Source organism: Dyella sp. Tek66A03 (assembly GCF_052567735.1).
This window is the reverse complement of record NZ_CP199584.1, coordinates 3,570,571-3,594,689: the sequence shown is the minus strand read 5'-3', so window position 1 is coordinate 3,594,689 and position 24,119 is coordinate 3,570,571. Positions and strand designations below refer to the sequence as shown.

The 24,119-nt window shown below is 64.7% G+C and carries 23 protein-coding genes; 1 reads left to right on the top strand and 22 read right to left on the bottom strand.

The genetic code is table 11. The annotated features are described in order from the left end of the window. Nucleotides 1-86: 86 nt before the first annotated feature. Nucleotides 87-527, top strand: coding sequence for a DUF4870 domain-containing protein (locus tag ACT01B_RS16010; protein ID WP_445144229.1), 441 nt, complete (start codon nt 87-89; stop codon nt 525-527). A gap of 50 nt (nt 528-577) precedes the next feature. On the opposite strand, the gene ACT01B_RS16005 is transcribed toward ACT01B_RS16010, so the two are convergent. The 22 genes from ACT01B_RS16005 to pyrH all read right to left on the bottom strand — a co-directional run bounded on the left by ACT01B_RS16005 (nt 578) and on the right by pyrH (nt 23,904). After that, nucleotides 578-1,363: a hypothetical protein gene (locus ACT01B_RS16005; RefSeq protein WP_445144228.1), complete on the bottom strand. Its 786-nt coding sequence runs from the start codon at nt 1,361-1,363 to the stop codon at nt 578-580. Between the two features lie 92 nt (nt 1,364-1,455). After that, on the bottom strand, nt 1,456-2,355 hold the full coding sequence (locus ACT01B_RS16000) for a polyprenyl synthetase family protein (protein WP_445144227.1): 900 nt from the start codon (nt 2,353-2,355) through the stop codon (nt 1,456-1,458). Then, nucleotides 2,339-2,596: an exodeoxyribonuclease VII small subunit gene (locus ACT01B_RS15995; protein WP_445144226.1), complete on the bottom strand. Its 258-nt coding sequence runs from the start codon at nt 2,594-2,596 to the stop codon at nt 2,339-2,341. The genes ACT01B_RS16000 and ACT01B_RS15995 overlap by 17 nt, the downstream gene beginning before the upstream one ends. A 162-nt stretch (nt 2,597-2,758) precedes the next feature. After that, nucleotides 2,759-4,054 carry a tRNA lysidine(34) synthetase TilS gene (gene tilS, locus ACT01B_RS15990; RefSeq protein ID WP_445144225.1) on the bottom strand — a complete coding sequence of 432 codons (1,296 nt, stop codon included), beginning with the start codon at nt 4,052-4,054 and terminating at the stop codon, nt 2,759-2,761. Next, nucleotides 4,041-4,802: an NYN domain-containing protein gene (locus ACT01B_RS15985; protein WP_445144224.1), complete on the bottom strand. Its 762-nt coding sequence runs from the start codon at nt 4,800-4,802 to the stop codon at nt 4,041-4,043. Before ACT01B_RS15985 ends, tilS begins: the two co-directional genes overlap by 14 nt. Nucleotides 4,803-4,851: 49 nt before the next feature. Then, complete coding sequence (locus tag ACT01B_RS15980) at nt 4,852-5,247, bottom strand: VOC family protein (RefSeq protein ID WP_445144223.1); 396 nt, start codon at nt 5,245-5,247, stop codon at nt 4,852-4,854. A 6-nt stretch (nt 5,248-5,253) separates the two neighbouring features. Beyond that, on the bottom strand, nt 5,254-6,210 hold the full coding sequence (locus ACT01B_RS15975) for an acetyl-CoA carboxylase carboxyltransferase subunit alpha (protein ID WP_445144222.1): 957 nt from the start codon (nt 6,208-6,210) through the stop codon (nt 5,254-5,256). A gap of 83 nt (nt 6,211-6,293) precedes the next feature. After that, nucleotides 6,294-9,851 carry a DNA polymerase III subunit alpha gene (dnaE, locus tag ACT01B_RS15970; RefSeq protein ID WP_445144221.1) on the bottom strand — a complete coding sequence of 1,186 codons (3,558 nt, stop codon included), beginning with the start codon at nt 9,849-9,851 and terminating at the stop codon, nt 6,294-6,296. Between the two features lie 98 nt (nt 9,852-9,949). Next, entirely contained in the window at nt 9,950-10,507 is a 558-nt protein-coding gene (locus ACT01B_RS15965) for a TlpA family protein disulfide reductase (protein ID WP_445144220.1), read from the bottom strand. Nucleotides 10,508-10,660: 153 nt separating this feature from the next. Then, nucleotides 10,661-10,870, bottom strand: a complete 210-nt coding sequence (locus ACT01B_RS15960) for a hypothetical protein (protein WP_445144219.1) — start codon at nt 10,868-10,870, stop codon at nt 10,661-10,663. A gap of 547 nt (nt 10,871-11,417) precedes the next feature. Then, nucleotides 11,418-12,032, bottom strand: coding sequence for a ribonuclease HII (gene rnhB, locus ACT01B_RS15955; RefSeq protein WP_445144218.1), 615 nt, complete (start codon nt 12,030-12,032; stop codon nt 11,418-11,420). Further along, nucleotides 12,022-13,236 (bottom strand): lipid-A-disaccharide synthase, encoded by a 1,215-nt coding sequence (lpxB, locus tag ACT01B_RS15950; RefSeq protein WP_445144217.1) that lies wholly within the window; start codon nt 13,234-13,236, stop codon nt 12,022-12,024. The genes rnhB and lpxB overlap by 11 nt, the downstream gene beginning before the upstream one ends. Nucleotides 13,237-13,300: 64 nt before the next feature. Then, the gene (gene lpxA / locus ACT01B_RS15945) at nt 13,301-14,074 is read right to left on the bottom strand and encodes an acyl-ACP--UDP-N-acetylglucosamine O-acyltransferase (RefSeq protein WP_445144216.1); all 774 of its coding nucleotides are present in this window, start codon (nt 14,072-14,074) and stop codon (nt 13,301-13,303) included. Continuing rightward, entirely contained in the window at nt 14,071-14,544 is a 474-nt protein-coding gene (gene fabZ, locus ACT01B_RS15940) for a 3-hydroxyacyl-ACP dehydratase FabZ (RefSeq protein WP_445144215.1), read from the bottom strand. The genes lpxA and fabZ overlap by 4 nt, the downstream gene beginning before the upstream one ends. After that, nucleotides 14,537-15,565: a UDP-3-O-(3-hydroxymyristoyl)glucosamine N-acyltransferase gene (lpxD, locus tag ACT01B_RS15935; RefSeq protein WP_445144214.1), complete on the bottom strand. Its 1,029-nt coding sequence runs from the start codon at nt 15,563-15,565 to the stop codon at nt 14,537-14,539. Before lpxD ends, fabZ begins: the two co-directional genes overlap by 8 nt. A 117-nt stretch (nt 15,566-15,682) precedes the next feature. Further along, complete coding sequence (bamA, locus tag ACT01B_RS15930) at nt 15,683-18,157, bottom strand: outer membrane protein assembly factor BamA (RefSeq protein WP_445144213.1); 2,475 nt, start codon at nt 18,155-18,157, stop codon at nt 15,683-15,685. 220 nt (nt 18,158-18,377) lie between these two features. After that, nucleotides 18,378-19,724, bottom strand: a complete 1,347-nt coding sequence (rseP, locus tag ACT01B_RS15925; RefSeq protein ID WP_445144212.1) for an RIP metalloprotease RseP — start codon at nt 19,722-19,724, stop codon at nt 18,378-18,380. A 22-nt stretch (nt 19,725-19,746) separates the two neighbouring features. Next, nucleotides 19,747-20,937, bottom strand: a complete 1,191-nt coding sequence (locus ACT01B_RS15920) for a 1-deoxy-D-xylulose-5-phosphate reductoisomerase (RefSeq protein WP_445144211.1) — start codon at nt 20,935-20,937, stop codon at nt 19,747-19,749. After that, nucleotides 20,934-21,752, bottom strand: a complete 819-nt coding sequence (locus tag ACT01B_RS15915; RefSeq protein WP_445144210.1) for a phosphatidate cytidylyltransferase — start codon at nt 21,750-21,752, stop codon at nt 20,934-20,936. Before ACT01B_RS15915 ends, ACT01B_RS15920 begins: the two co-directional genes overlap by 4 nt. A 13-nt stretch (nt 21,753-21,765) precedes the next feature. Next, a complete protein-coding gene (gene uppS, locus ACT01B_RS15910; protein WP_445144209.1) occupies nt 21,766-22,503 on the bottom strand; it encodes a polyprenyl diphosphate synthase in 738 nt (245 codons plus the stop codon). Between the two features lie 19 nt (nt 22,504-22,522). Then, the gene (frr, locus tag ACT01B_RS15905; RefSeq protein ID WP_445144208.1) at nt 22,523-23,080 is read right to left on the bottom strand and encodes a ribosome recycling factor; all 558 of its coding nucleotides are present in this window, start codon (nt 23,078-23,080) and stop codon (nt 22,523-22,525) included. A gap of 101 nt (nt 23,081-23,181) precedes the next feature. After that, nucleotides 23,182-23,904, bottom strand: a complete 723-nt coding sequence (gene pyrH / locus ACT01B_RS15900) for a UMP kinase (RefSeq protein WP_445144207.1) — start codon at nt 23,902-23,904, stop codon at nt 23,182-23,184. Between the last annotated feature and the right edge of the window lie 215 nt (nt 23,905-24,119).

Here is a 24,119-nt window from a genome sequence, read left to right as displayed (position 1 = left end):
ATCCTGCGTACTTGCTAGGATCGGTATTACCGGTCCTTAGAGCCGGTTTCAAAAAAATCAGGCTTTTACGACCAGGAGATGTGCGCATGAGCGTTCCACCCGAGTCTGTCGTACCGCCGCCGTCGAACGGAGCCCAAGCGCCGCCGTCCGACACGCCCTCTACCGAAGAGCGGACTTGGGCGATGTTCGCCCACTTGTCGGCCTTGCTGGGTTGCATCGTGACTGGCCACTGGTTCGGCTGGGGCTGCTTCCTGGGCCCGCTGATCATCTGGCTGGTGAAGAAGGACTCCATGCCGTTTGTCGACGATCAGGGCAAGGAAGCGCTGAACTTCAACATCACCATTGCCATCATCGGCCTCGCCTTGCTGCTGCTGACCCTGATGACGCTCGGACTGGGCGTGCTGCTGGCGATACCCGTTGGCGTGGTGGTCGGGGTGGCGTGGCTGGTATTCACCATCATCGCGGCAATCCGTGCCAACGAAGGCGTGCGTTACCGCTATCCGTTCACGCTACGCCTGATCAAGTAGTCCCACCAGGGTTTGACGGAGAGGCAGCCCAACGGGCTGCCTCCCTCGTTTCAGTGCAGCCCGACATAGGTGCGCTTGAACGTCACCGGCTGCTGCAACGTGGGTACTTTCCAGTCACCGGTGACGGTCATTTGCTGGCCGTCGGCCGATAGCTGCCAGGTCTGGTCGAGGCGGCTGCCGTCGGCGTACTCGACCGACAGCATGAGACGGCCTGCATCGACATGGCCTCGCACCATGGCGTTGCCGTTGAGCGATTGGCGCGACTGGCTGTCGAGCTTGCCAGTCAGCTGGCTGCCGTCATTCAAATGGATCTGGAAGGATTTCGGGTCCTGTTGCACCAGCAGCACCGAATCGACCTTCAGCAAGGGCGGCATCGGGTACGTGGCTGTCGCGATGGGGTCCTTGTCCGAGGTGGGGGCCTTGTTGCCGGCCTGATCGCCACCGCCGTGCCGGCCATGGCCGCCACCCATGCCACCACCCGCGCCTCCAGCGCCACCAGCACCACCAGTGCCCATGCCGCCGCCACCCATGCCGCCATGACCCATGCCTCCGCCGTGGCGGCCGCCACCGTTGCCGCCCGCTGGGGTCGGGGACGACGAGGCGGCTGCCGGAGCCTGCTGCTCCTTGGCTTCCTGCTCCTTGCGTGCCTCGGTGCGCAGCGAGGCGGTGAGCGTGTCAGGCGTATCGCTGTTGCGGTCGTCCAGCCGCCAGGCGCCACTGAAATCCGGCGCGGGTGGGGTTGCCGCGCTGGATATGCTGGCCATCAGCAGGCCGACGAAGGCGGACAGCCGCAGGAAGCCGCCGCGGCGCGGCGAAACAGCAGGGAAGCAAGGCATGGGGAGAGGGCAGGTAACGGGGGTATCCGTCAGTAGACGCTTCAGCCGCCGTCAGGTTGACGAAGGCGCGCAACACCGCCGTGGCGCAAGGCTTAGCGGTGACGTGCCGCGGCGTAGCGGGCGAGCTCTTCCAGCAGCGCGCCGCGTTTGCCCAGGGGCGCAATGGCGTCCAGCGCGTCGGCGGTCAGTCGCGCCAGGTGTTCGCGCGATGCATCCATGCCAATGATCGAGGGAAAGGTCGGTTTGTCGGCGGCGGCATCCTTGCCGGCGGTCTTGCCGATCACCGACGACTCGCCTTCCACGTCGAGAATGTCGTCGCGCACCTGGAAGGCGAGACCCACGGCGTGCGCATAGCGATCGAGCGCCTCCAGCGCATCATCGGAAGCCTCCGAGGCCAGCACCCCCAGGCGGACCGAGGCGCGGATCAGCGCACCGGTCTTGCAGGCGTGCATGTTTTCCAGCTCGTCCAGCGAAAGCCGGCGCCCCACCGCGGCCAGATCCAGGGCCTGGCCGCCTGCCATCCCTTCGGCCCCGCAGGCGCGGCCGAGCACCCGCAGCATTTCGACGCAGCGGGTGGGCGACACGCCCTGGTCCACGTCATGCGCCAGCAGTTCGAACGCCAGCGCCTGCAGCGCGTCGCCGGCAAGAATCGCCATGGCCTCGCCAAATACGATGTGGCAGGTGGGCCGTCCACGGCGCAGCGCGTCGTCGTCCATGGCCGGCAGGTCGTCGTGCACCAGCGAATAGGCGTGGATCAGTTCCACCGCACAGGCGGGGGCATCCAGCCGCGAACCGACTTCCCCAAACGCACGACCGGCGGCGTAGACCAGCAGGGGGCGCAGCCGCTTGCCGCCGCCAAGTACGGCATAACGCATGGCGCGGTGCAGTTCGACTGGGGGGCTGTCTTCGGGAGGCAGCGAGCGAGTCAGCGCCTCGTCAGCGCGCGCAATCAGCGACTTGAGAGCCCGGCCGAGTTCAGAGTTCGGGTTCAAACGGTTCGGCGGTATGGGGAGCATCGGGATCAAGCAGCAGGCGCACGCGCAGCTCGGCACTTTCCAGCGCCTGCTGGCAATGGCGATAGAGGCCGATGCCACGTTCGAAGGAGGAAAGGGACTCGTCCAGGCTGAGGTCGCCGCCTTCCATGCGCGCAACCAGTTGTTCGAGTTCGTCTAGCGAATGTTCGAAGTCAGCGGCGGGAGCCGGAGCGGCGGGAGCGGAAGCGGACTTGGCCATGGCCCGCAAAGCTAACGCAGGGGACGTGCGGAATCAATGTGTGGTCGCGCCGGTCGTGCGAAATGGCCTGTCAAATCGATGTAGGAGCGCACCCTGTGTGCCAAAAGCCTACGTAGCGATAACGCCGTGATCGCGCACAGGGTGCCCTCCTACACATCCCGTTTAGAACGCGGAGTGCCAGCGGGGGCGTGCGCCGGCGGCATCGAATAAGACCGTCCCCTTTTCGGTCAGCCAGCGATCGCCCACGCCGATCAGTTCCTCACCGGCATACAGCAAGGGACAGGCAGCACGCCGCCAGGGAGGCATGCTGCTCTGCTGGAACAGGTCACGCAGCTCACGCGTATGGGCGTCACCGGCAGGGCGGATGTGTTCGCCACCTTGGCGCAGGCGAACCGTCAACGGCTGGTCGAGTTGTGCGGGTGCTTCCAGCAGCAAGCTTCCCCCATCGGGCAGGGCCAAGGGTTCGCCCAGCCAGGACGCCCGCCAGAGCGGATCGACGTGCCGCTGCGGCGGCAGCGCCCACAGCCGCCCTTTCCATATATGCAGCTCGGCACCGGCCCAGCGGACACAAGGCAACTGCCCGTCGCGAGCAAGGCATTGCCGTTCGATCTGTTCGCGTTGCGACGTGGTCGGCGCGGGCAGGCCGCGCGCGTGCAGCCAGTCGTCGAGCAGGGGATGGCGCAGGGCCGGCGCCAGCGCCAGCCAGCGGGCAGCATCCAGGCTGCCGGTCGCGGCATCGAGTATCTCAACCTGGACCGTCCGCCACTGTCGCTCCAGCGTCTCGGTGGCGGACCGGCTCAGGCTCGCGCTATGCACGATCGACTCCACCGCCTGCGGCCAGTGCTGGCTAAGCCGGGGCAGGATCTCGTGGCGGAGGAAATTGCGCGAGAGACGACTATCGGCATTCGATGGGTCGTCGATACACGGAAGTTCGTGGGTATCGACGTACTGGCGCAGCAGGTGGCGCGGCACATCGAGCAAGGGGCGCCACAGCGTCCCTTGTCCCAGCGCCCGCGATGCACGCATGCCGCCCAGGCCTTCCGGCCCGGCGCCGCGGAGCAGCTTGAGCAATACGGTTTCGGCCTGATCGTCGCGATGGTGGCCAAGCAGCAGATATTCACCGCTGGCCAGCGACATGGCGAAGGCGTGATAGCGTGCGTCGCGCGCGGCGGCTTCCAGCCCGTAGCCCTGGGCGTGATCGACTTCCACGCGCAGGACCAGGCACGGTACGCGCCATTCCTTGGCGAGTTGCCGGCAGTGTTCCGACCACTGCCGGCTGTCCGGATGCAGGCCGTGATCGACATGCAAGGCGCGCAAGCCGCGCGCATGCGCTTCGGGCAACTGGGCGAGCGCGTGAAGCAGCGCGGTGGAGTCGGGGCCGCCGCTATACGCCACGCACAGCGTGCCTTGCGGACGCGTGCGCAGGGCTTGCTGCAGGACCTCGCTAAGCTTGTTCACGAGTCGCCGGTTTCTTGGTCTTGTTGCGTACGTAGATCACCTTGGGTCGGCCCTCGCCGGGGCTGCGGCGATCGATCTCGAACAGCGTGGTCGCGGTGATCAATTCGCTGAGCTTGTTGTAGCCGTAGCTGCGCGCGTCGAAGTCGGGGCGTTGCTTGGTGATGATCGAACCCACGCCGCCGAGCGCCGCCCAGCCATCGTCGTCGGATGCCGCTTCCACGGCATTGCGCAGCAGGTTGACGAGGATGGTGTCCTGCTTGAGTTGCGAGGCGTTGCGTGGCTTGAGCGGCTGTTCCTCGTCCGGCTTGGCGACCAGGATGTCGGTGTAGATGAACTTGTCGCAGGCGGCCACGAATGGATCGGGCGTCTTGCGCTCGCCAAAGCCGTAGACGATCAGGCCCGATTCGCGGATACGCGCCGCCAGCCGGGTGAAGTCGCTGTCGCTGGAAACGATGCAGAAGCCGTCGAAGCGCCCCGAATACAGCAGGTCCATCGCATCGATGATCATCGCCGAGTCGGTGGCGTTCTTGCCGCTGGTGTAGCCGAACTGCTGGATCGGCTGGATGGACTGCTTCAGCAGTTGTTCCTTCCAACCCTTCAGATGGTTACTGGTCCAGTCGCCGTAGGCGCGTTTGACGTGCGCGGTGCCGTACTTGGCGACCTCGGCCAGCAGCGCTTCGGCGATGGTCGGCTGGGCATTGTCGGCGTCGATGAGGACGGCGAGCTTGGTGGCGTGCTCGTGGGCCATGAACGCGACTCCTGGCGAAAGTGCCCCGATGGTAACGCTGCGAATGTGATCAGCGTTTGTCGACGCGGAAATTCAGCTCCACCCCTACGCCGGCAGGATCGGTAAGAAACAGCTGGACCTGGCCCCGCGCGTCGACGACATTGACTTCGTAGGCAATCTGGGCGACGTCGAGCCGGGCACGGGCGGCGGCCAGATCGTCACAGGCAAACGCGACATGCGAAAGCCAGCCTGTGCGCTGCGCTGCGCCGTCGCCATCGGTGGCAACACTCAGATGCATCAGCGGCTGCTCACCGGCATACAGCCAATGACCGCGCGAACCGGACCGAAACGAGGGCCGTGGCCCTTCCTGCAGGCCCACGATGTCGATATAGAAACGGCGCAGCCGCTCGATCAGCGCGGCCGGTGCACGCAGGTTGACATGGTCGAGCCCACGTACCCCGGCCATGGCGGCCTACTCCTGGTAAGCGCCGTAGCCGCGCAGGCGCTTGTAGCGCAGGTCGAGCAGGTCCTTGATGGGCAGCGCTTCCAGCTCGTCCAGCTGGTTGAGCAGCACGGCCTTCAGGCGCACAGCCATCGAATGCGGGTTGCGATGGGCGCCGCCCAGCGGTTCGCGCACCAGCTTGTCGATCAGGCCCAGCTCGAGCAGACGCGGCGCCGTCAGACCCAGCGCCTCGGCGGCATCCTTGGCCTTGTCGGCGCTCTTCCACAGGATGGAGGCGCAACCTTCCGGCGAGATCACCGAATAGGTGGAGTACTGCAACATCACGGTGCGGTCGCCCACGCCGATGGCCAGCGCGCCGCCGGAGCCGCCTTCGCCGATCACGGTGCAGATGATGGGGGTGCGCAGGTCGGCCATTTCCAGCAGGTTGCGGGCGATGGCTTCGCTCTGGCCGCGCTCTTCAGCACCCACGCCGGGGTAGGCGCCGGGGGTGTCGATCAGGGTCAGCAGGGGCAGGCCGAAGCGCTCGGCCATCTTCATCAGTCGCAGGGCTTTGCGGTAGCCCTCGGGGCGCGGCATGCCGAAATTGCGGCGTACCTTGCCCTTGGTGTCGCGAGCCTTCTGGTGGCCGATGATCATCACCGGGCGGCCATTAATACGGCCCAGACCACCCACGATGGCGGCGTCGTCGGCGTAGGCGCGATCGCCGGCCAGCTCGTGGAATTCCTCGCAGATCACGCTGATGTAGTCCAGCGTGTACGGGCGGCCCGGATGGCGCGACAGCTGGGTGGTCTGCCATGGCGTGAGGTTGCGGAAGATCTCGTTGGTCTTGAGCTTGAGCTTCTCGCGCAGGCGACCGACTTCCTCATCGATATTGAACGCCTGCCCATGGCTGGCATGGCGAAGCTCTTCAATCTTCGCATCCAGCTCGGCGATGGGTTGTTCGAAATCGAGGAAGTTAGGGTTCATTCGGTGCTATTCGTGACACGGAAGCGGAGCAGTATACCGGTCCGTGGAAAAAGGCGGGAACGGAGGCGTATGGGTAGGGCAGCTCAATCGCCCCGCGGGCGATCATCCGTCTTCACAATCCGCAACTTGGCTGCCTCGACCCCCGGTACCGCGCGGATGGCGCGCAGCAGTTCGGGGATGGCGTCCACACGCCACTCCTCGCCCAGCTCCAGATCCGCCTGGGCGGCGTTGTTGTGGTAGCCGTACAGCACGACGCTGGCGCGTCCGCCACGATAGCCCGACAGGGCGCGGCGCAGGTCTTCGATAAAGTGGGGTCCCACCCCGTTCAGTTTCAGCCGCAGCAGGCGTGCGTAGCGGCGGCAGGCATCCCCCAGGGACAGGGCGCTGCGCGCACGCAAGGCAAAGCCGCCGCCGGAGAAATCGTCGATGCGCAGGCCGCCTTCGACCACCAGCATCTGGTCGCGGGTGAGTAGCGGCGCCACCTGCTGGTACAGCTCGCCGAAGAAGCTCACCTCGATGATGCCGGTGCCGTCTTCCAGGCGTACGAAGGCGTCGCTCTCGCCGCGCTTGCGCACCGCCGTGACCATGCCGGCCACCGTCCACGGCGTATCCGGGCCGCGACGGAAGCGGTTGTTGTCGCCGTCGTCGTTTTTGCGAGGTTTGGGCGGCTGGTAGCGGTCCGCGATCTCACCGAGCGGGCAGGTCGACAGCTGGGCCAGCTCGTCCTTCCACGGGTCGGTGGGGTGGCCGGACAGGTAGTGGCCGAGGGTGTCGCGTTCGCCCTGCAGTTTCTGCTCCAGCGGCCATTCGGGCGCCGTCGGCAGATCGACCTGTACGACAGGAGCCACGCTCCCCATCATCGCGCCGAACATGTCGTTCTGGCCGGACTGTTTGTCGCGCAGGTGCTGCTCCGCCACCTTCATGGCGTTCGGCAGCTGCAGCATCAGGCTGGCGCGCGTGGGCGCCAGCGCATCAAGCGCGCCGGATAGGATCAGGGCTTCCAGCACGCGCCGGTTGAGCTTGGTCGAATCGACGCGGCGGCAGAAGTCGGCCAGGTCTTTGTAGGCACCGCCGCGTTGGCGTTCCTCCGCGATGGCTTCACAGGCGCCTTGACCGGCACCCTTGATGGCGCCCAGGCCGTAACGCATCACCTTGGGCTCGACCGCGACGAACATGAAGGCCGAGGCATTCACATCCGGCGGCAGCACGGTCAGGCCGATCGCCTTCGACTCCTCGATGAAGGTCACCGCCTTGTCGGTGTTGTCCATGTCCGACGAGATCGTCGCGGCCATGAACTCGGCCGGGTAGTGCGCCTTCAACCATGCCGTCTGGTACGACACCAGCGCATAGGCGGCGGCGTGCGATTTGTTGAAGCCGTAGCCGGCGAATTTTTCCATCAGGTCGAAGATGGAATCGGCCTTGTCGCCGGTGAGTCCGTCCTTGGCGGCGCCCTCGCGGAACTTGGCGCGTTCCTTGGCCATTTCCTCGAGCTTCTTCTTGCCCATCGCACGGCGCAGCAGGTCGGCGCCGCCGAGCGAGTAACCGCCCACGATCTGCGCCATCTGCATCACCTGCTCCTGATAGACCATGATGCCGTAGGTCTCTTTCAGGATCGGCTCGACGCGCGGGTCGGGGTATTCCACTGGCTCGCGGCCGTGCTTACGCGCCACGAAGCTGGGGATCAGGTCCATCGGGCCGGGGCGGTACAACGCCACCAGCGCGATGATGTCCTCGAAGCGGTCGGGCTTGGCGTCCTTGAGCATGCGCTGCATGCCGGAGGATTCGAGCTGGAATACCGCCACTGTCTGCGCTTTCTTCAGCAGCTCGTACGGCGCGGGGTCGTCCAGCGGCAAGGCCGAGATGTTCAGCGGTGCCTCGCCGGTCTTCTCGCGCCGCGCATTGATCGCCTTCACCGCCCAATCGATGATGGTCAGCGTGCGCAGGCCGAGGAAGTCGAACTTCACCAGGCCGACGGCTTCCACGTCGTCCTTGTCGTACTGGGTCACCACGCCGCCGCCGCCCGCTTCGCAGTAGAGCGGGGCGAAATCGGTGAGCGGCGTCGGCGCGATCACCACGCCACCGGCATGCTTGCCGGCGTTGCGGGTGAGGCTCTCGAGCTTGAGCGCGAGGTCGATCAGCGTTTTCGCTTCCTCGTCCTGCTCGTACAGCTCGCAGAATTCCTTGACCACGCGATCGGGTTCTTTCTTCGCCTTCTCCGAGCGGCCCAGGACGCAGGACAGGGTGAGATCGAGCGGCCGCGCCGGAATCAGCTTGGCGATGCGGTCGACCTGGTTGTAACCCATGCCGAGCACGCGGCCGGAGTCGCGCAGCACGGCCTTCGCCGCCATCGAGCCGTAGGTGATGATCTGGCTGACGTGGTCGCGGCCGTATTTGCGCGCGACGTAGTCGATCACCTCGTCGCGGCGATCCATGCAGAAGTCGATGTCGAAGTCGGGCATCGACACGCGTTCGGGATTCAGGAAGCGCTCGAACAGCAACTCGAACTGCAACGGATCCAGGTCGGTGATCTTGAGCACCCAGGCGACCAGCGAGCCGGCGCCCGAACCACGGCCCGGACCGACCGGGATGCCGTTCTGCTTACCCCAGTTGATGAAGTCCGCCACGATCAGGAAGTAGCCGGGGAAGCCCATCTTGATGATGACGTCCAGCTCGCGTTCCAGTCGCGCTTCGTAGTCCGCCAGCGTGCGTCCGGCGGCGAGAGGCGCGAGCGCAAGACGCTCCTTCAGGCCGTCGCGCGAAATCTCGCGGATATAGCTGGCCAGGTCGTGGCCTTCCGGTACCGGGAAGTCGGGCAGGTAGTAGGTGCCGAAGCTCAGTTCCAGCGTGCAGCGCTTGGCCAGCTCGATGGTGTTTTCCAGCGCCTCGGGGATATCCGCGAACAGCGCTTCCATCTCGCCGGGCGTTTTGACGTACTGCTGGTCGCTGTAGTCGCGGGGGCGCTTGGGATCGGCCAGCACGCGGCCCTGGTTGATGCACACGCGCGCTTCGTGGGCCTCGAAATCATCCTGCTTGAGAAAGCGCACGTCGTTGCTGGCGACCACCGGCAGATCCAGCTCGGCGGCCAGCGCCAACGCCGCGGCGTTCCAGTTTTCCTCGCCGTCGCGGCCACAGCGGGTCAGCTCCAGGTAGAGGCGGTCGGCCATTTGCGCGGCAAACGGGCGCAAGCGTGCGGCCACCGCCGTCACGCCCTGATTGACCGCCATGCGGCCGGCCTCGCTCTCGCGTCCCAGCAGGGCGATCAGGCCGTGCGTGGCCGCAGGCGTCAGCCAGGCGGCGTCGATCAGCGCGCGGCCACTATGCTGGCCCTCGCGCCAGGCACGTGAGACCAGTCGCGACAGGTTGAGATAGCCGTCGCGGTTCTGGCACAGCAAGGTGAGACGCCAGGGGCGCGGATCGTCCGGTGCGCTGACCCACAGGTCGCAGCCGCCGATGGGCTTGATGCCGGCCGCGCTGCACGCCTTGTAGAACTTCACCAGCGCGAACATGTTGCTATCGTCGGTCAGCGCTACCGCTGGCACACCCTCGCGCACGCAGGCTTCGACCAGCGCCTTGATGCGGATGGTCGAATCGACCAGCGAGTATTCGCTGTGCAAATGAAGGTGAGCGAAGCGGACGGACATGGCGCGCACGCAGAATGGATGCTCAGCCTAGCGGTGCCGACCGGGGTGGGCAAGAATTGACATCCATCGATGTGTCGCCCCTCCGCTCGCTGCAGGGCTTACGGCGATGCCACGGCCGCCGGGGATGCTGGCGCAGCGTTGGTTGGAGGCGCCGGTGCGGCTAGCAGTTCGTTGATCTCGCTGGCAATGTCGTCAAGCATGTCTTCGCCATAGCCGACATGCGTATGGGCGATGCGGCCGTCGCGGCTGATCATCACCATGTGCGGGATGCCCTTGACGCCGTAGGGTTTGGCAATGCGCTGGTCGCCCGCATCGTAGGTAAGGATGAGATCCAGATCCTTCAGCTTGTTGCGGATCTTGGTAAAGATGTCGAGCGAGTCATCGTGGCTGACGGCCACCACCTGCAACTGCGCCGGACCGGCGAGTTTCTGGATGGCGGCCAGGATCGGCAGCTCCTTCATGCAGTAGCCACACCAAGACGCCCAGAAGGTGACGATGACCACCTTGCCGCGCAGCGCGCTGACGTGGATTTCGTTGCCGCTTCGGTCGCGGCCAAGGTAATCCGGCGCCACGTCTCCTTCGCCCGGTCTTGCGCTGGCCACCGACGCCACGACCAGCATGATCATGGCGAGCGTATATCTGACTGAACGTTGCATGCGTCCCCCCTTTGATAGGGGCAGGTTAGCGCAAAGGGGGCAGGCAGATGCGTGGTGGAACGGGGATGAAAAGTAGGCTTATGGCGGTTGCGGGTGGAGGCAACCGCCACAGCCTGCTGCGCGCGCGTGTTGATGGTCGCTAGCTCGGTTCATTCATGAGATGTGAAAAAGCTCGCCTCCCATGGGGTTTTCGATGTAGTGGTCGAGACTCGGCACGGCGAACGGGTGCCGGTCATAGTCGACGTGTTGATACTCCGCGTCGACGATGGCGGTGAGCTCCTCCGGGGTGAGGAGTTTCGCGGCGTTGGAGGTCTCGCGTTCGCCTGGCGATGTGGCGTTTTGCGGGCGGTTGGGAAGCGTCATGACACGACTCCTGCGGTCTAATGCGCGCGTTGAGTGTCTCAGGGCCGCATGAGGGACTGGATCACGCGGGTTGATCTCGCGTCCATGCTTTGTCGGAAGTGCACCGCGCCGCGGAATCGGGCGTATCGGTTGGGTTGGCGTGGGCTCTGGGGTGTTCGGCCCGGTGGCTTCGCTTCCTGTATCCGTTGGGATGCAGCAATGGCGGAAAAGGTTGCCTCAAGAGTGCTTATCGAAAAGAGAACGGGCTGTTCCGTTAGTTCCCGACTTTGCCAGAGCCTGGTCGAGAGCCGGGAGGCCCGCTTGACGACTGCATTCTAACGCCACTTCATGGCCGTCGGCGTGGGTCATTGGGCATGGGGGGCCGCGTTAATCTTGGCCTCATTGATGCTTGTGACGACTGCCAAGGCGCGTCTTATATGGACGGCTATTTGCGTCACGGCGGCATGCGGCGCAGCGCAATTCAGATGCGGGAGCGCGCAACAGCCAGGCTGGGCTCGCGCGCTCAATCGGTGGCGTCAGTCCGCAATGTTCACGGCTTTAGCTGCGATCAGAACAACACGCCCTGGTCCACCAGCAGCTTCACCGGTGCGAAGCTGCGGCGGTGATGCGGGCACGGGCCGAGTCGCTTCAGCGATGCCAGATGCGCCGGCGTGGGATAGCCCTTGTGCACGGCGAAGCCGTAGCCGGGATGCTCGCGATCGAGCTCCACCATCCAACGGTCGCGGCTGACCTTGGCGAGGATGGACGCCGCGCTGATCGCAGGCTCAAGCGCGTCACCGCCAACGATGGCCCGACCTGCGCAGGGCAGGTCGCGAGGTAGCGCGTTGCCATCGATCCAAGCTTCCTGCGCTGAGGGGCTGAGCCCGACCAGTGCGCGGCACATGCCGGTCATGGTGGCCTGGAAAATGTTGAGCCGATCGATCTCCTCGGGCATCACCATGACCACGCAGTAGGCCACGGCCTGGCTGATGATTTGAGGATAGAGCGCCTCGCGCTTCGCTTCGCTCAGCTTCTTGGAGTCATTGAGGCCTTCGATCGGGCGGGCCGGATGGAGAATGACGGCGGCCACTGCCACGGGTCCCGCGAGCGGCCCTCGACCGGCCTCATCGACGCCGGCGATGAGCAAGCCTTCGACGCTGGCGATGATCTTTCTAGCGGCCACGCGGTGCCTCGATCAACTCGGCGACGGCCGTTGCCGCCAGATCGCCGGCATGACCCTCGAGATCGCCGCGCAAGGCCAGATGCAGTTGCTCGAAAGCCGCCACGATGGCGCCACGGCGTTCGCTGTCGTGGAACAACGCAAGCGTCGCGGCGGCAAGCTTGTCGGCGGTGAAATCGTCCTGCATCAGTTCGGGGACGAGCACGATGTTCTCGCCCATCCCATTGGCGCGGGCGAGAATATTGGGCAGGGCATAGACATCGGTCTTGAGCATGTTGAGCGCGCGCGCAATGCGATAGCTCACGGGCGAGACGCGATAGCCCACCACCATCGGACGCTTGGCCAGCATCGCTTCCAGTGCCGCCGTGCCTGAGGCAAGCAAGACCACGTCGGCCGCCAGCATCGCCTCGTGCGCGTGGCCGTCGAGCAGCACCGGCGCATCGTCGCCCTGTGCATCGCCCAGCAGGGCCTTGATGCTGGCTTTGACGCGCTCGTTGGCAGCCGGGATCACGATGCGAAGACCGGGTAGGTTGGCAGCCACCTGGCGTGCGGCATCGAGGAAGCTGCGGCCCAGCTGCGCCACTTCGGAGGCCCGACTACCGGGCAGCACGGCAAGCACCGGTGCATTCTGCGACAACTGCAGGAACGCACGCGCTCCAACCCGGTCGGACACCAGCGCAAAACGATCGGCCAGCGGATGGCCGACAAAGCGGGCGTCGATACCGTGCCGCGCATAGATGGCCGGTTCCATGGGAAAGAGGCAAAGCACGCGATCGGCACTGAGCCCGATCTTCTCGGCGCGTTTCTCGCGCCAGGCCCATACCGACGGGCTCACATAGTGCACCGTGCGCAGGCCGGCCTGTCGCAGTCGCTTTTCCACACCCAGATTGAAATCCGGCGCGTCGATGCCGACCACGACCGATGGTTTGGCGGCGATCAGTCGTGCCAGCAGTTCCTTGCGCAACCGCAGCAGACGCGGCAGGTGCGACACGACCTCGGCGAAACCGAATAGCGAGAGCTCTTTGATGTCGTGCCAGGACTCAAAACCGACCGCTTGCATGCGCGCGCCACCAATGCCGACGAAACGCGCATCAGGGTAGCGGCGGCGAAGCGCGGTGATGAGGTCGGCGCCGAGCTGGTCGCCGGAATCTTCTCCGGCGATCAGGGCGATGAGTGGGGCTTGAGTGGTTGCTTCGACGGGGGGCATGGCTTTGCGTTAGCCGCCAGAGCCGGAGCGTGCGCCTGAAGGGCTGATATGAGCGGAGCTCATATCAGCGTGCCAATGCCCGCTCGCTGCGATCAAGGAACTCGAGCATGGCGCGCACATCCTCGCTGCCATTGGCCTGTTCCGTTAGTTGTTCGCGCGCATCGGCCAAGGTCAGGCCGGCCATGTAGAGCGTGCGATAGGCGCGCTTGATCGCGGAGATGCGCGGAGCGTCGAAGCCGCGGCGCTTGAGGCCTTCGCTATTGATGCCGCGGGGACGGCCGCGTTGATCATTGGCCATCGTCACGAACGGCGGCACGTCGGACCCAACCAGGCAACCCATGCCGATGAACGCATGCGCACCGACCTTGCAGAACTGATGGGCACCCGAGAAACCGGCCATGACGACCCAGTCACCGATTTCCACGTGCCCGGCCAGCGCCGAGTAGTTGGAGAACACGGTGTTGTTGCCGATGTGGCAGTCATGCGCGATGTGCACATAGGCCAGCACCCAGTTGTCGTTGCCGAGACGGGTGGCGCCGCCACCATCGCCGGTACCCCGGTTGATGGTGACGAATTCGCGGATCAGGTTACGGTCGCCAATGACCAGTTCGCTGTGCTCGCCGGCAAATTTCTTGTCCTGCGGCGCGCCGCCCAAGGACGCGAACTGGCTGATGCGATTGTCGCGACCGATGCGCGTGGGGCCTTCGATCACCACGTGGGGGCCGATCACCGTGCCGTCACCGATCTGCACGTCGGCACCAATGACGCTGTATGCACCAATACTGACGTTGTCGCCGATGACGGCGGAGGGATCGATCTGCGCGGTGGGATGGATCATTTCTCGGACCTCGCAGCACACATCAGTTCGCAGCTGGCCACGACCTTGCCGTCGACCAACGTGCGCGCTTCAAACAGGCCCATGCTGCGCAGAAGGCGCTTTAGCGTCACTTCGAGGCGAAGCTGGTCGCCCGGCACGACCGGTGCGTTGAAGCGCGCATTGTCCACCTTGACCAGGTAGAACAGCGCGCTACCCGTGTTGCCCTTGAGGCGGCGCGAGATCTGGGTGAGCAGGCCGGCGGTCTGCGCCATGGACTCGATCACCAGCACGCCCGGCATGACCGGGTGGCCCGGGAAATGCCCGTCGAAGAACGGCTCGTTGATCGTCACGTTCTTGATCGCCACGATGCTTTCGTCGGGCACCAGCTCGATGACGCGATCCACCAGCAGGAACGGGTAGCGATGGGGCAGCAGTTGCTGGATCTGTTCCACAGTCACCGGCAGGTGGAAGGGGACGGTGAGGTCACTCATTGTTTTTGTCCTTCTCTAGCGCCGAGAGGCGGCGCACGTATTCGTCCAGATGCTTGAAACGGGCCGCATTGCGCCGCCACAGGCGACTCTCCTGTAACGGAATGCCCGAAGCATATTCACCCGGCTCGCGTATGGAATGTGTAACCAAGCTCTTGGCGGTGATGTTAACCCGGTCGCCCAGCTCCAGATGGCCCAGTACGCCGGCGTTGCCGCCGATCATGCAATAGCGCCCGATCTTGGCGCTGCCAGCCACCGCTGCGCATCCTGCCATGGCTGTATGTGCACCGATGTAGACGTTGTGGGCAATCTGGATCTGGTTGTCCAGGCGGACATCCTCTTCCAGCACCGTATCGTCCAGCGCACCGCGATCGATGGTGGTATTGGCCCCGATCTCGCAGTCGTCACCTATGCGTACACCGCCCAGCTGGGGCAACTTGATCCAGTGGTCGCGATCAAAGGCCAGGCCGAAACCGTCCGAACCGATCACCGCGCCGGGATGGACCAGCACGCGCTTGCCCAGGGTGACGCTGGCGACCAGGGTCACCCTCGCTACCAGGCGCGACTGCGCACCTACCGTGCAGTCCGGACCGACGATGCAATGGGGACCCAGGATCACGCCGTCTTCCACCACCGCATCGTCTTCGATCACGCAGCAGGGGCCAACGCTGGCGGTCGGCGACACGCGCGCACTGGCGGCAACCACGGCGCTGGGATGGATGCCATGAGGCGCGGCAGGCTTGCGCTCGAACAGCACGGCGATCTTCGCGTAGGCCACATAGGGGTCACGCGCGACCAGCGCGGGGACGGGGCTGTCGGCGACGTTTTCCTCGCGCATCACCACGACACCGGCGCTGGTGCCGGTGAGTTGTGCCGCGTACTTGTTGTTGGAGAGAAAGCTCAGCTGGCTGGGGCCGGCACTGGCCAGCGTGGCGACGCCGTCAATGACGCGCGCACCATCGCCGCGAAATTCGAGGCCGAACCGTTCGGCGAGTTCGGCCACGGTGATATGGAAAATGCTCATGCATGGCTCCCTGCAATCGGACCATTGTAGGGCGTCAGGCCCTTCGAGGGGTCCAGAAAAAGAAGGCGCGGCTTCGCCGCGCCTTCTTTATGTCTCAGTCCTGGGCAATTCAGTGCATTAGAACTGACTGCCGAAGGTGAACTGGATGCGCTCTTCGTAGTGGCCGTCGCTCGCCTGGGTACGCAGGGGGAACGCGAAGTTGATGATCAGCGGGCCGATCGGCGCCTGCCAGTGCAGCGACAGGCCGGTCGATACGCGTAGCGTGCTGGCGGTGAAGCTCGAGTAGGTCGGATAGACGTTGCCGACGTCGACGAACCACGACACGCGGGCGGTGTTGATGTCCTTGAGGAACGGCAGCGGCAGGTACAGCTCGGCCGTGCCCAACACCTTGAACGCGCCGCCGACCGGCTGTGCGTAGCTATAGACGCTGCCCGAACAGGTGCCATCGGCGTTCGGCTCGATCGGAATCTGCCGGCTCGGGTTCTTCGGGTCGGCCATGGTGCCGACGCAGAGGCGGGGACCCAGGGTGTTGTCCTGGAAGCCGCGCACGTCGCGCACACCGCCCGAGTAGTAGTTCTCCCAGAACGGATAGGTGACCTTTTCGCCCGCTGTATAGGTCGTGCCACCGTCATAGGGGAAGGTCTGGCCATAGGTCTGGCCGTAACCCAGCTGGCCATCCACATAGAGCACGAAGCCCTTGCCGATGGGCCAGTAGTGGTTCGCTTCGCCGGCAATCTTGTAGTACTGCACGGTGGAACCGGGCAGGGCGATGTCCGTGGACAGCGAGATCAAGCCGCCACGGGTCGGCGCCCAGTAACCGTTGCGGGTGTCGTGAGTCCAGCCTACCGTCGCGTCCCAGGTGTGGATGGTCTGGTGACCGATCGCGTTCTGGTAGTCGATCAATACCTGCGGCGAGTAGTTAACCGTCTGGGTGATTGGGTTGCCGTTCGCGTCCGTGGACAGGTACTGATAGCTGAGGTTGATCTTGTTGCTGCTGATGCCCAGGCCGGTACGGATGTTGTCCGTTTCCGAGATCGGGAAGCTCAGGAAGCTGGATCCCGACTTCACACTGCTGGTGTAGTTGACGAAGGTGGAGTTGGTATCGCCGTAGTTCGACTTGGTGTAGCCGACGTTGTAGCCGATACCGACACCGCTGTCGGTCAGGTACGGGTTGAAGTAGTTCGCGTTGACGCTGGTCGAATAATCGCTGCGTGACGCGCCCACCGAGAAGCTGTCACCCGTGCCCAGGAAGTTGTTCTGCGAGACCGACGCGGACAGGATGATGCCCGAGTACTGCGAATAGCCCACGCCGAACATCAGGCTGCCGGCGGACTGTTCTTCCACCTTCACCGTCAGGTCGACCTGGTCTTCCGTGCCCGGCACCAGCGCCTTGTCGATCGTGACCGTCTTGAAATAGCCCAGTCGCTGCAGACGAATCTTGGAGCGGTCAATGGCTGGCTGCGAGAACCAGCTGCCCTCGAGCTGGCGCATTTCACGACGCATCACATCGTCTTCGGTGCGTGTATTGCCCTGGAAGTTGATGCGACGGACATACACGCGCTTGCCCGGCTCGATGTAGAGCGTGAGGTCGACGGTGCGCTTGTCCTTGTCCAGCTTCGGGACCGGCGTCACCTTGGCGAACGCATAGCCGATGCCGGCAAGGATGTTCTTGATCGCGTTGGTGCTTGCCTCAATCGCCTTGCGGTTGAAGGTGTCGCCCTTGCGGACATACACCAGCTGGCGCAGCGAATCCTCGGGGAGGATCAGCTCGCCAAGCAGGTGCACCTCGGAAATCGTGTAGATATCGCCTTCCTTGACGCTGGCGGCGATGTACATGGAGCGCTTGTCGGGCGCGATCGTCACCTGGGTGGAGTCGACGCCGAAGTCGGCGTAGCCGCGGTCCATGTAGTAGGACTGCAGCTTCTCCAGGTCACCGGAAAGCTTCTCGCGCGAATACTGGTCGTCCTTGGAATACCAGGACAGCAAGTTGGGCGTGCTCGACTCGAAACCCTTGCGGATTTCCTTGTCGGTGAACGCCGTGTTGCCGACGATGTTGATTTCCTGGATCTTGGCAACCTTGCCTTCGCGGATCTCGATATCGATGGACACGCGGTTGCGGTCAAGATTCGTCACGTGCGGTTCGACCGACACGTTGTACTTGCCGCGGTTGTAGTACTGGCGAATCAGTTCCTGCTGCACGCGGTCCAGCGACAGGCGATCGAAGGTCTCGCCTTCGGACAGGCCGATCTCCTTGAGGCCCTTGCGCAGATCGTCTTCCTTGATGTCCTTGTTGCCGCGCAGCGTCAGCTTGGCGATCGAGGGACGCTCGACCACCTTGATGACCATGATGTCGCCCTCGCGGTCGACCTGCACGTCACTGAAGAACTTGGTCTGGTACAACGCGCGAACGGCGCGCTGGGCACCGTCGTTGGTCAGGCGATCACCCTTATTGATGGGCAGGTAATTGAGCACCGTGCCGGTGGAAATACGGCTGAGGCCATCGATACGGATGTCGGAAACGACGAACGGGTCGAATGCAAGAGCATTGGCGGACAGTGAGGCAAGCAAGATCAGGGCGGCGATACGCTTCATCGTCGATTCCGTTGGTGTTATTCCGATGAGGCAGCTGATGAGGCCGCCCCGATCAATCCGTGAAGCCAGGACAAGCCCAGCCTTGAAAGGGTGCTTGCATCTTCCCCAGATGCGTCGGGTAAACCACCGCCATGCCGCTTGGCCGCGCACGTCAAAGTGCGGGTCATGAGCATGCCATCGCTCCCGGACACTGCACGGCTTGTCAAACTAGCAGCGCGCGTCACGAGGGCAGGATGCGATGGATGTCGTTGTAGAAGGCCAACCCCATTAACGTGAATAGCAGGACCAGGCCGACATACTGGCCGGCCATCATCACACGCTCACTGACAGGGCTGCCCTTGACCAACTCAATAAGGTAATACAGCAGGTAACCGCCGTCCAAGACGGGGATCGGCAACAGGTTGAGAATCGCAAGACTTAGCGAAACCATGGCCAGGAAGCTCAGGAACCAACCGGCTCCCATGTTCGCCGACGCGTTCGCGACCTGGGCGATGCCGATGACTCCCGACAGGTTCTTGGTCGACGCCTGGCCGGTCAGCATCTTGCCGATCATGTTGAAAGTGGCCGCGGTGCTGTCCCAGGTGGTCTGCAGCGATGCGCCCATGGCCTTGAGCGGCCCATAGCGGAGCACCGCTTGCTCCCGCTCGAGCGGAGACACGCCGATCACCCAGTTGGTCGGCTGGCCCTCCAGCGACTCCATGCGCGCGGTGACTGACAGCGGCAGGGACTTGCCATCGCGCTCGACGATCACCTGCAAGGATGGCGACTTCGCCGCTTCTTGCGGAATCAGTCGCTGGAAATCCTGATAGCTGGTGACCGTCTGGCCATTGATGCTGAGGATCCGGTCGCCACCCTTCATGCCCGCTTGTTCAGCCGGCTTGCCGGGGAGAACCGTGGCGGCTACGGGCGGCAACGGCGCCAGGTTCAGGCCCAGCTTGTCCAGGTATTGGCCGATATCCTCGCCCGCAGGCAGTTGATTCAGCGGGAGCACCAGCTGGCGTTGCGTGCCATCGGTGCCGCGCACCTGGACAGGCAGCGGGTCGCGCCCCAGCATGCCGTTGGCGATGGTGTCCATGGAGTCGCTCCAGGTCGCCACTGGCTTGCCGTCGACACTGAGGATGCGATCGCCCGCGCGAATCCCCGCTTTGGCTGCAAGGCTCTGCGGCGCGGCGGTGATTACGGGCGCCACGTCCGGCTTGCCCAGCATGAACATCAGCCAGAACGCCACGATGGTGAAGATCAGATTGAAGCCCGGACCCGCCGCGACGATGGCAATGCGTTGCCACACCGGCTTGCCGGTGAATTCCTGCCCGGCCAGGGCGGGATCGACGTCGCCTTCGCGGGCGTCGAGCATCTTCACGTAGCCGCCGAGCGGGATCATGGCTACCTGGTACTCGGTGCCGTCGCGGCCGATGCGTTTCCAGATCGCCTTGCCGAAGCCCACGGAGAAACGCAGCACCTTGACGCCGCAGCGCCGTGCTACCCAGTAGTGGCCAAATTCGTGAAAGGTGACCAGCACGCCGAGCGTGACGAGTAACCAGAACACCGAGCCAAAGAAAGGATTCATCAGTAAGAGCTTATCAGGCTTGTCAGCAGACGTTGCGGAGAATGCGTCGGGCGGCATCACGGGCCGTCCGGTCGCGTTCATTCAGAGACTGGAGATCGACCACGCGTTCGGCCGGCAGTTCCGTAAGTACGCTCTCCACCAGATCGGCAATGGCCAGGAAGGGCAGGCCACCGGCCAGAAAGGCCTCGACCGCCACTTCGTTCGCGGCGTTGAGAATGGCCGGTGCGTCGCCGCCCGCGCGCAGCGCCTGGAAGGCCAGCGCGAGGCAGCGGAAGGTGGCAAGGTCGGGCTGCTCGAACGCCAGCGGTGCGCATGCGGCGAGGTCGAGCGGCGGCACGCCCGCGGCGATCCGCTCGGGCCAGGCCAGCGCGTGGGCAATGGCGGTGCGCATGTCCGGGTTGCCCAGTTGCGCCAGCACCGAGCCATCGACGTAATCGACCAGCGAATGCACCAGGCTCTGGGGGTGCACCAGCACCTCGATGGCGTCGGCCGGCGCGCCGAACAGGTGATGCGCCTCGATGACCTCGAGACCCTTGTTCATCAAGGTGGCCGAATCGACCGAAATCTTGCGGCCCATGACCCAATTGGGGTGTTTGCAGGCCTGTTCGGGGGTGATCCCGGCGAGTTCGGCGCGCGTGCGGCCGCGGAACGGGCCGCCCGAAGCGGTGAGGATCAGGCGACGTACGCCGCTGCGAACCAGCTCGGAACGGCCGCCGGGCAGGCACTGGAAGATCGCGTTGTGCTCGGAATCCACCGGAATCAGCTCGCCGCCACCGGCGGCAAGCGCCTCCAGCAGCAGCGGACCGGCCATCACGATGGATTCCTTGTTGGCCAGCAGCAGGCGCTTGCCGGTGCGTGCGGCAGCCAGGGTGGAGTCCAGGCCGGCGGCGCCGACGATGGCGGCGACCACGGTGTCGCACAGCGCGCCTGCCACGGCAGCTGTGATGGCGTCATGGCCGCTGGCAATCTCGCAGCGCACCCTCGCAGCGGCCAGGCGACGCGCCAGCTCGCCCTCCAGGGCAGGGTCGGCGATGACGGCCAGGTCGGGCTGGTGGCGGCCGCACAGCTCCGCCAGCGCCGCGACATTGCTATGCGCCGTGAGCACGCTGGCGCGGAAGCGATCCGGGTGGCGGGCGATCACGTCGAGCGTGCTGCCACCGATCGAGCCGGTGGCGCCAAGCACCGCGACGTTTCGCAAAACGCTGGTGCTCATAGGCTAAGCAAGAGCATGCCGGCGGCGAACACGGGCATGGCCGCGAAGACGCTGTCGAGACGGTCGAGCAGGCCACCGTGGCCGGGAAACAGGCTGCCGGAATCCTTCACCGCGGCGTGTCGCTTCATCAGGCTTTCCAGCAAGTCGCCGACGATCGATGCAACCACCACAACCACCGACAGCGTGAGCAAGCCGATCAGCTTGCCGTCACCCACGCCCAGCAGCAAACCGCCGCCCAGGGCGACCAGCGCCCCGGCGACGAAGGCACCATAGACGCCTGCCCAGGTCTTGCCCGGGCTGATCGTGGGCGCCAGCTTGCGGCGGCCGAACTGGCGGCCACTGAAATAAGCGCCGATATCCGCCGCCCAGACGATGAACAAGGCGAGCAGAGTCCACCATTGACCGTGATCCCCCGAACCATGGATAGCCACTACCGCCACCCATGCGGGCACGATCACCAAGAGTCCTGCCCCCAGCTTGATCAGGCGGTTTTCGCGCGTCGGCGCGGCCGCGAAGGCGAAATGGCGCAACCATTGTCCCGTGAGCACCCACCAGGCGACGCCGATACCAATCAGCAGCGGCCATGCGGCGGTATCGCGCAGCCACCAGCACAAGGCCAGCAGCACCGCGGTAAACGCTACGAATACGGCACGTAACGCGGTGTTCTGCACGCCGGAAAGACTGGTCCATTCCCACATGGCAGCGAGAAAGGCGATGGCGACGATGGGGGCAAACAGCCAGTTCGGTGCCAGCAGGATCAGCAGGATCACCAACGGAGCGAGCAGCAGTGCGGTAAGGGTGCGCTGGAGCAGCATTTGGGTCCTTGGGTTAGCGCTGGGCGACTTGCTCGCCGGTACGGCCGAAGCGGCGTTCGCGGCGTGCATAGTCCTCAATGGCACTGCTCAGGCAAGCCTGATCAAAGTCGGGCCAAAGGGTATCGGTGAAATGTAGCTCAGCGTAAGCCAGCTGCCACAGTAGGAAATTGCTGACGCGGCATTCGCCGCCGGTGCGGATGAAAAGATCGAGTGGCGGCAGGTCCGCCAGGCTCATCCAGTGGCCGAGCAGGGCTTCGTCGATCTCGTCCGCACGCAGTTCGCCGCGCGCTACCGCCTCGGCAGCCTTGCGTGCGGCCTGCACGATGTCCCAGCGACCGCCGTAATTCATGGCCACGTTCAGATGCAGGGCATCGTTGCCGGCCGTACGCGCCATGGCGGCGGTCATGCGCTGGCGCATGCCGTCGTCGAAGGCACTGAGGTCACCCACGAAACGCAGGCGCACCTCGTTGCTGTGCAGTTCGTCCACTTCCTTGTCCAGGGCGCGCAGGAACAGTTCCATCAACGCGCCGACCTCTTCCTTCGGACGCTGCCAGTTCTCGCTGGAGAACGCGAACAGGGTGAGTACCTTGACGCCCTGGCGCAGGCAGCCCTCGACCACGTTGCGGACCGCCTTGCGTCCGGCGTTGTGGCCAAAGGTACGCGGCCGGTGGCGCAGTTTCGCCCAGCGGCCGTTGCCATCCATCACGATGGCGATGTGGCGCGGTATCCGCGCGGGATCGGCATTCGTCATGGTGCAGGGGTGATGGCGCTCAGAGCGCCATCAGCTCCTCTTCCTTGTGCTTCACCGCGCTGTCGACGTCCTTGACGAAGCGGTCGGTCAGCTTCTGGATCTCGTCCTCGGCCTTGCGCTCGTCGTCTTCGGTGATCAGCTTTTCCTTGAGCAGATCCTTGACCTGCTGCAAGGCATCGCGACGCACATTGCGAATGGCGACCTTGGCGTTCTCGCCTTCGTGCGCCACGTGCTTGGCGAGATCCTTGCGGCGCTCTTCCGTCAGCGGCGGCATGTTCAGGCGGATCACCACGCCGGCGGTGGTCGGCGTGATGCCGACGTCCGAGGCCATGATGGCTTTTTCGATCGGCGCGATCAGGCTTTTTTCGAACGGGGTGATGATGATGGAGCGCGAGTCGCCCAGTGCAATCGTGGCGACCTGGTTCAGCGGCATGTCCGAACCGTAATAGGGCACCTTGATGCCTTCCACCAGCGCGGTACTGGCGCGGCCGGTGCGCAGGCGAGTCAGGTCGTGCTTGAGCGAGTCGATGCTCTTGCCCATGCGGGTCTGGGCATCGGTCTTGATGTCGTTAAGCATGGAAGTCACCCGGTATAGCGTGCAAGCCCGCGAGTATAGCAGGCAGGGTTGGCCCGAAAGCCGCTGGGGAACGGCTCCGGGCAGGGCCGGAGCCGCGTGGATCAGTCTTCGGAAACGAGCGTGCCGATCGCTTCGCCGCGCATGATGTGCATGAGGCTGCCGGGTACCGTCATGTCGTAGATGCGCAGTGGCATGCCATGGTCGCGGCACAGGGCGATCGCGGCGGTATCCATCACTGCCAGCTTGCGCTCGATCACCTGGTCGTAGGTGAGATGGTCGTAGCGGGTGGCGTCGGCGTGATGTGCCGGGTCGGCGGTGTAGACGCCATCGACCTTGGTCGCTTTGAGCAGCAGGTTCGCGCCCACTTCCACGGCGCGCAACGCGGCAGCCGAGTCGGTGGTGAAGAACGGGTTGCCGGTGCCGGCGGCGAACAGCACGATGCGACCCTTCTCGATATGGCGGATCGCGCGGCGGCGGATGTAGTCCTCGGCGACGTCGTGGATCGGGATGGCACTCATCACGCGGGCAAAGCCGCCGCGCCGCTCGATGGCGTCCTGCATGGCCAACGCGTTCATCACCGTGGCCAGCATGCCCATGTGGTCGCCGGTGACGCGATCCATGCCGGCCGCCGCGAGGCCGGCGCCGCGGAAGATATTACCGCCGCCGATGACTACGCCGATCTGGATGCCGGCCCTCTGCACTTCGATGATTTCGTCGGCGAGGCGGCCGATGACTTTCGGGTCGATGCCGTAATCGGCCTCGCCCATCAGGGCTTCACCGGAGAGCTTGAGCAGGATACGACGATAGTTAAGCTGGGCGCTCATGGGATCTCCGGATTGTGTGGGGCAAAACGCGCGTATTGTAACGACAGCGACGCGAACGGGTAAGAGTTTTATGCCGCCGCGTCGAGGGAGGGGCGCCCCGCGGCAGGCTGGGCGTCGGCATAGGGCGCGGCATGGCGCCGAGCTTCGAAGGGCGGCGGGCCGGACTGTAAGACGGCTTTCGCCAAAAAAGAAAAGCCGCGGTTGCCCGCGGCTTT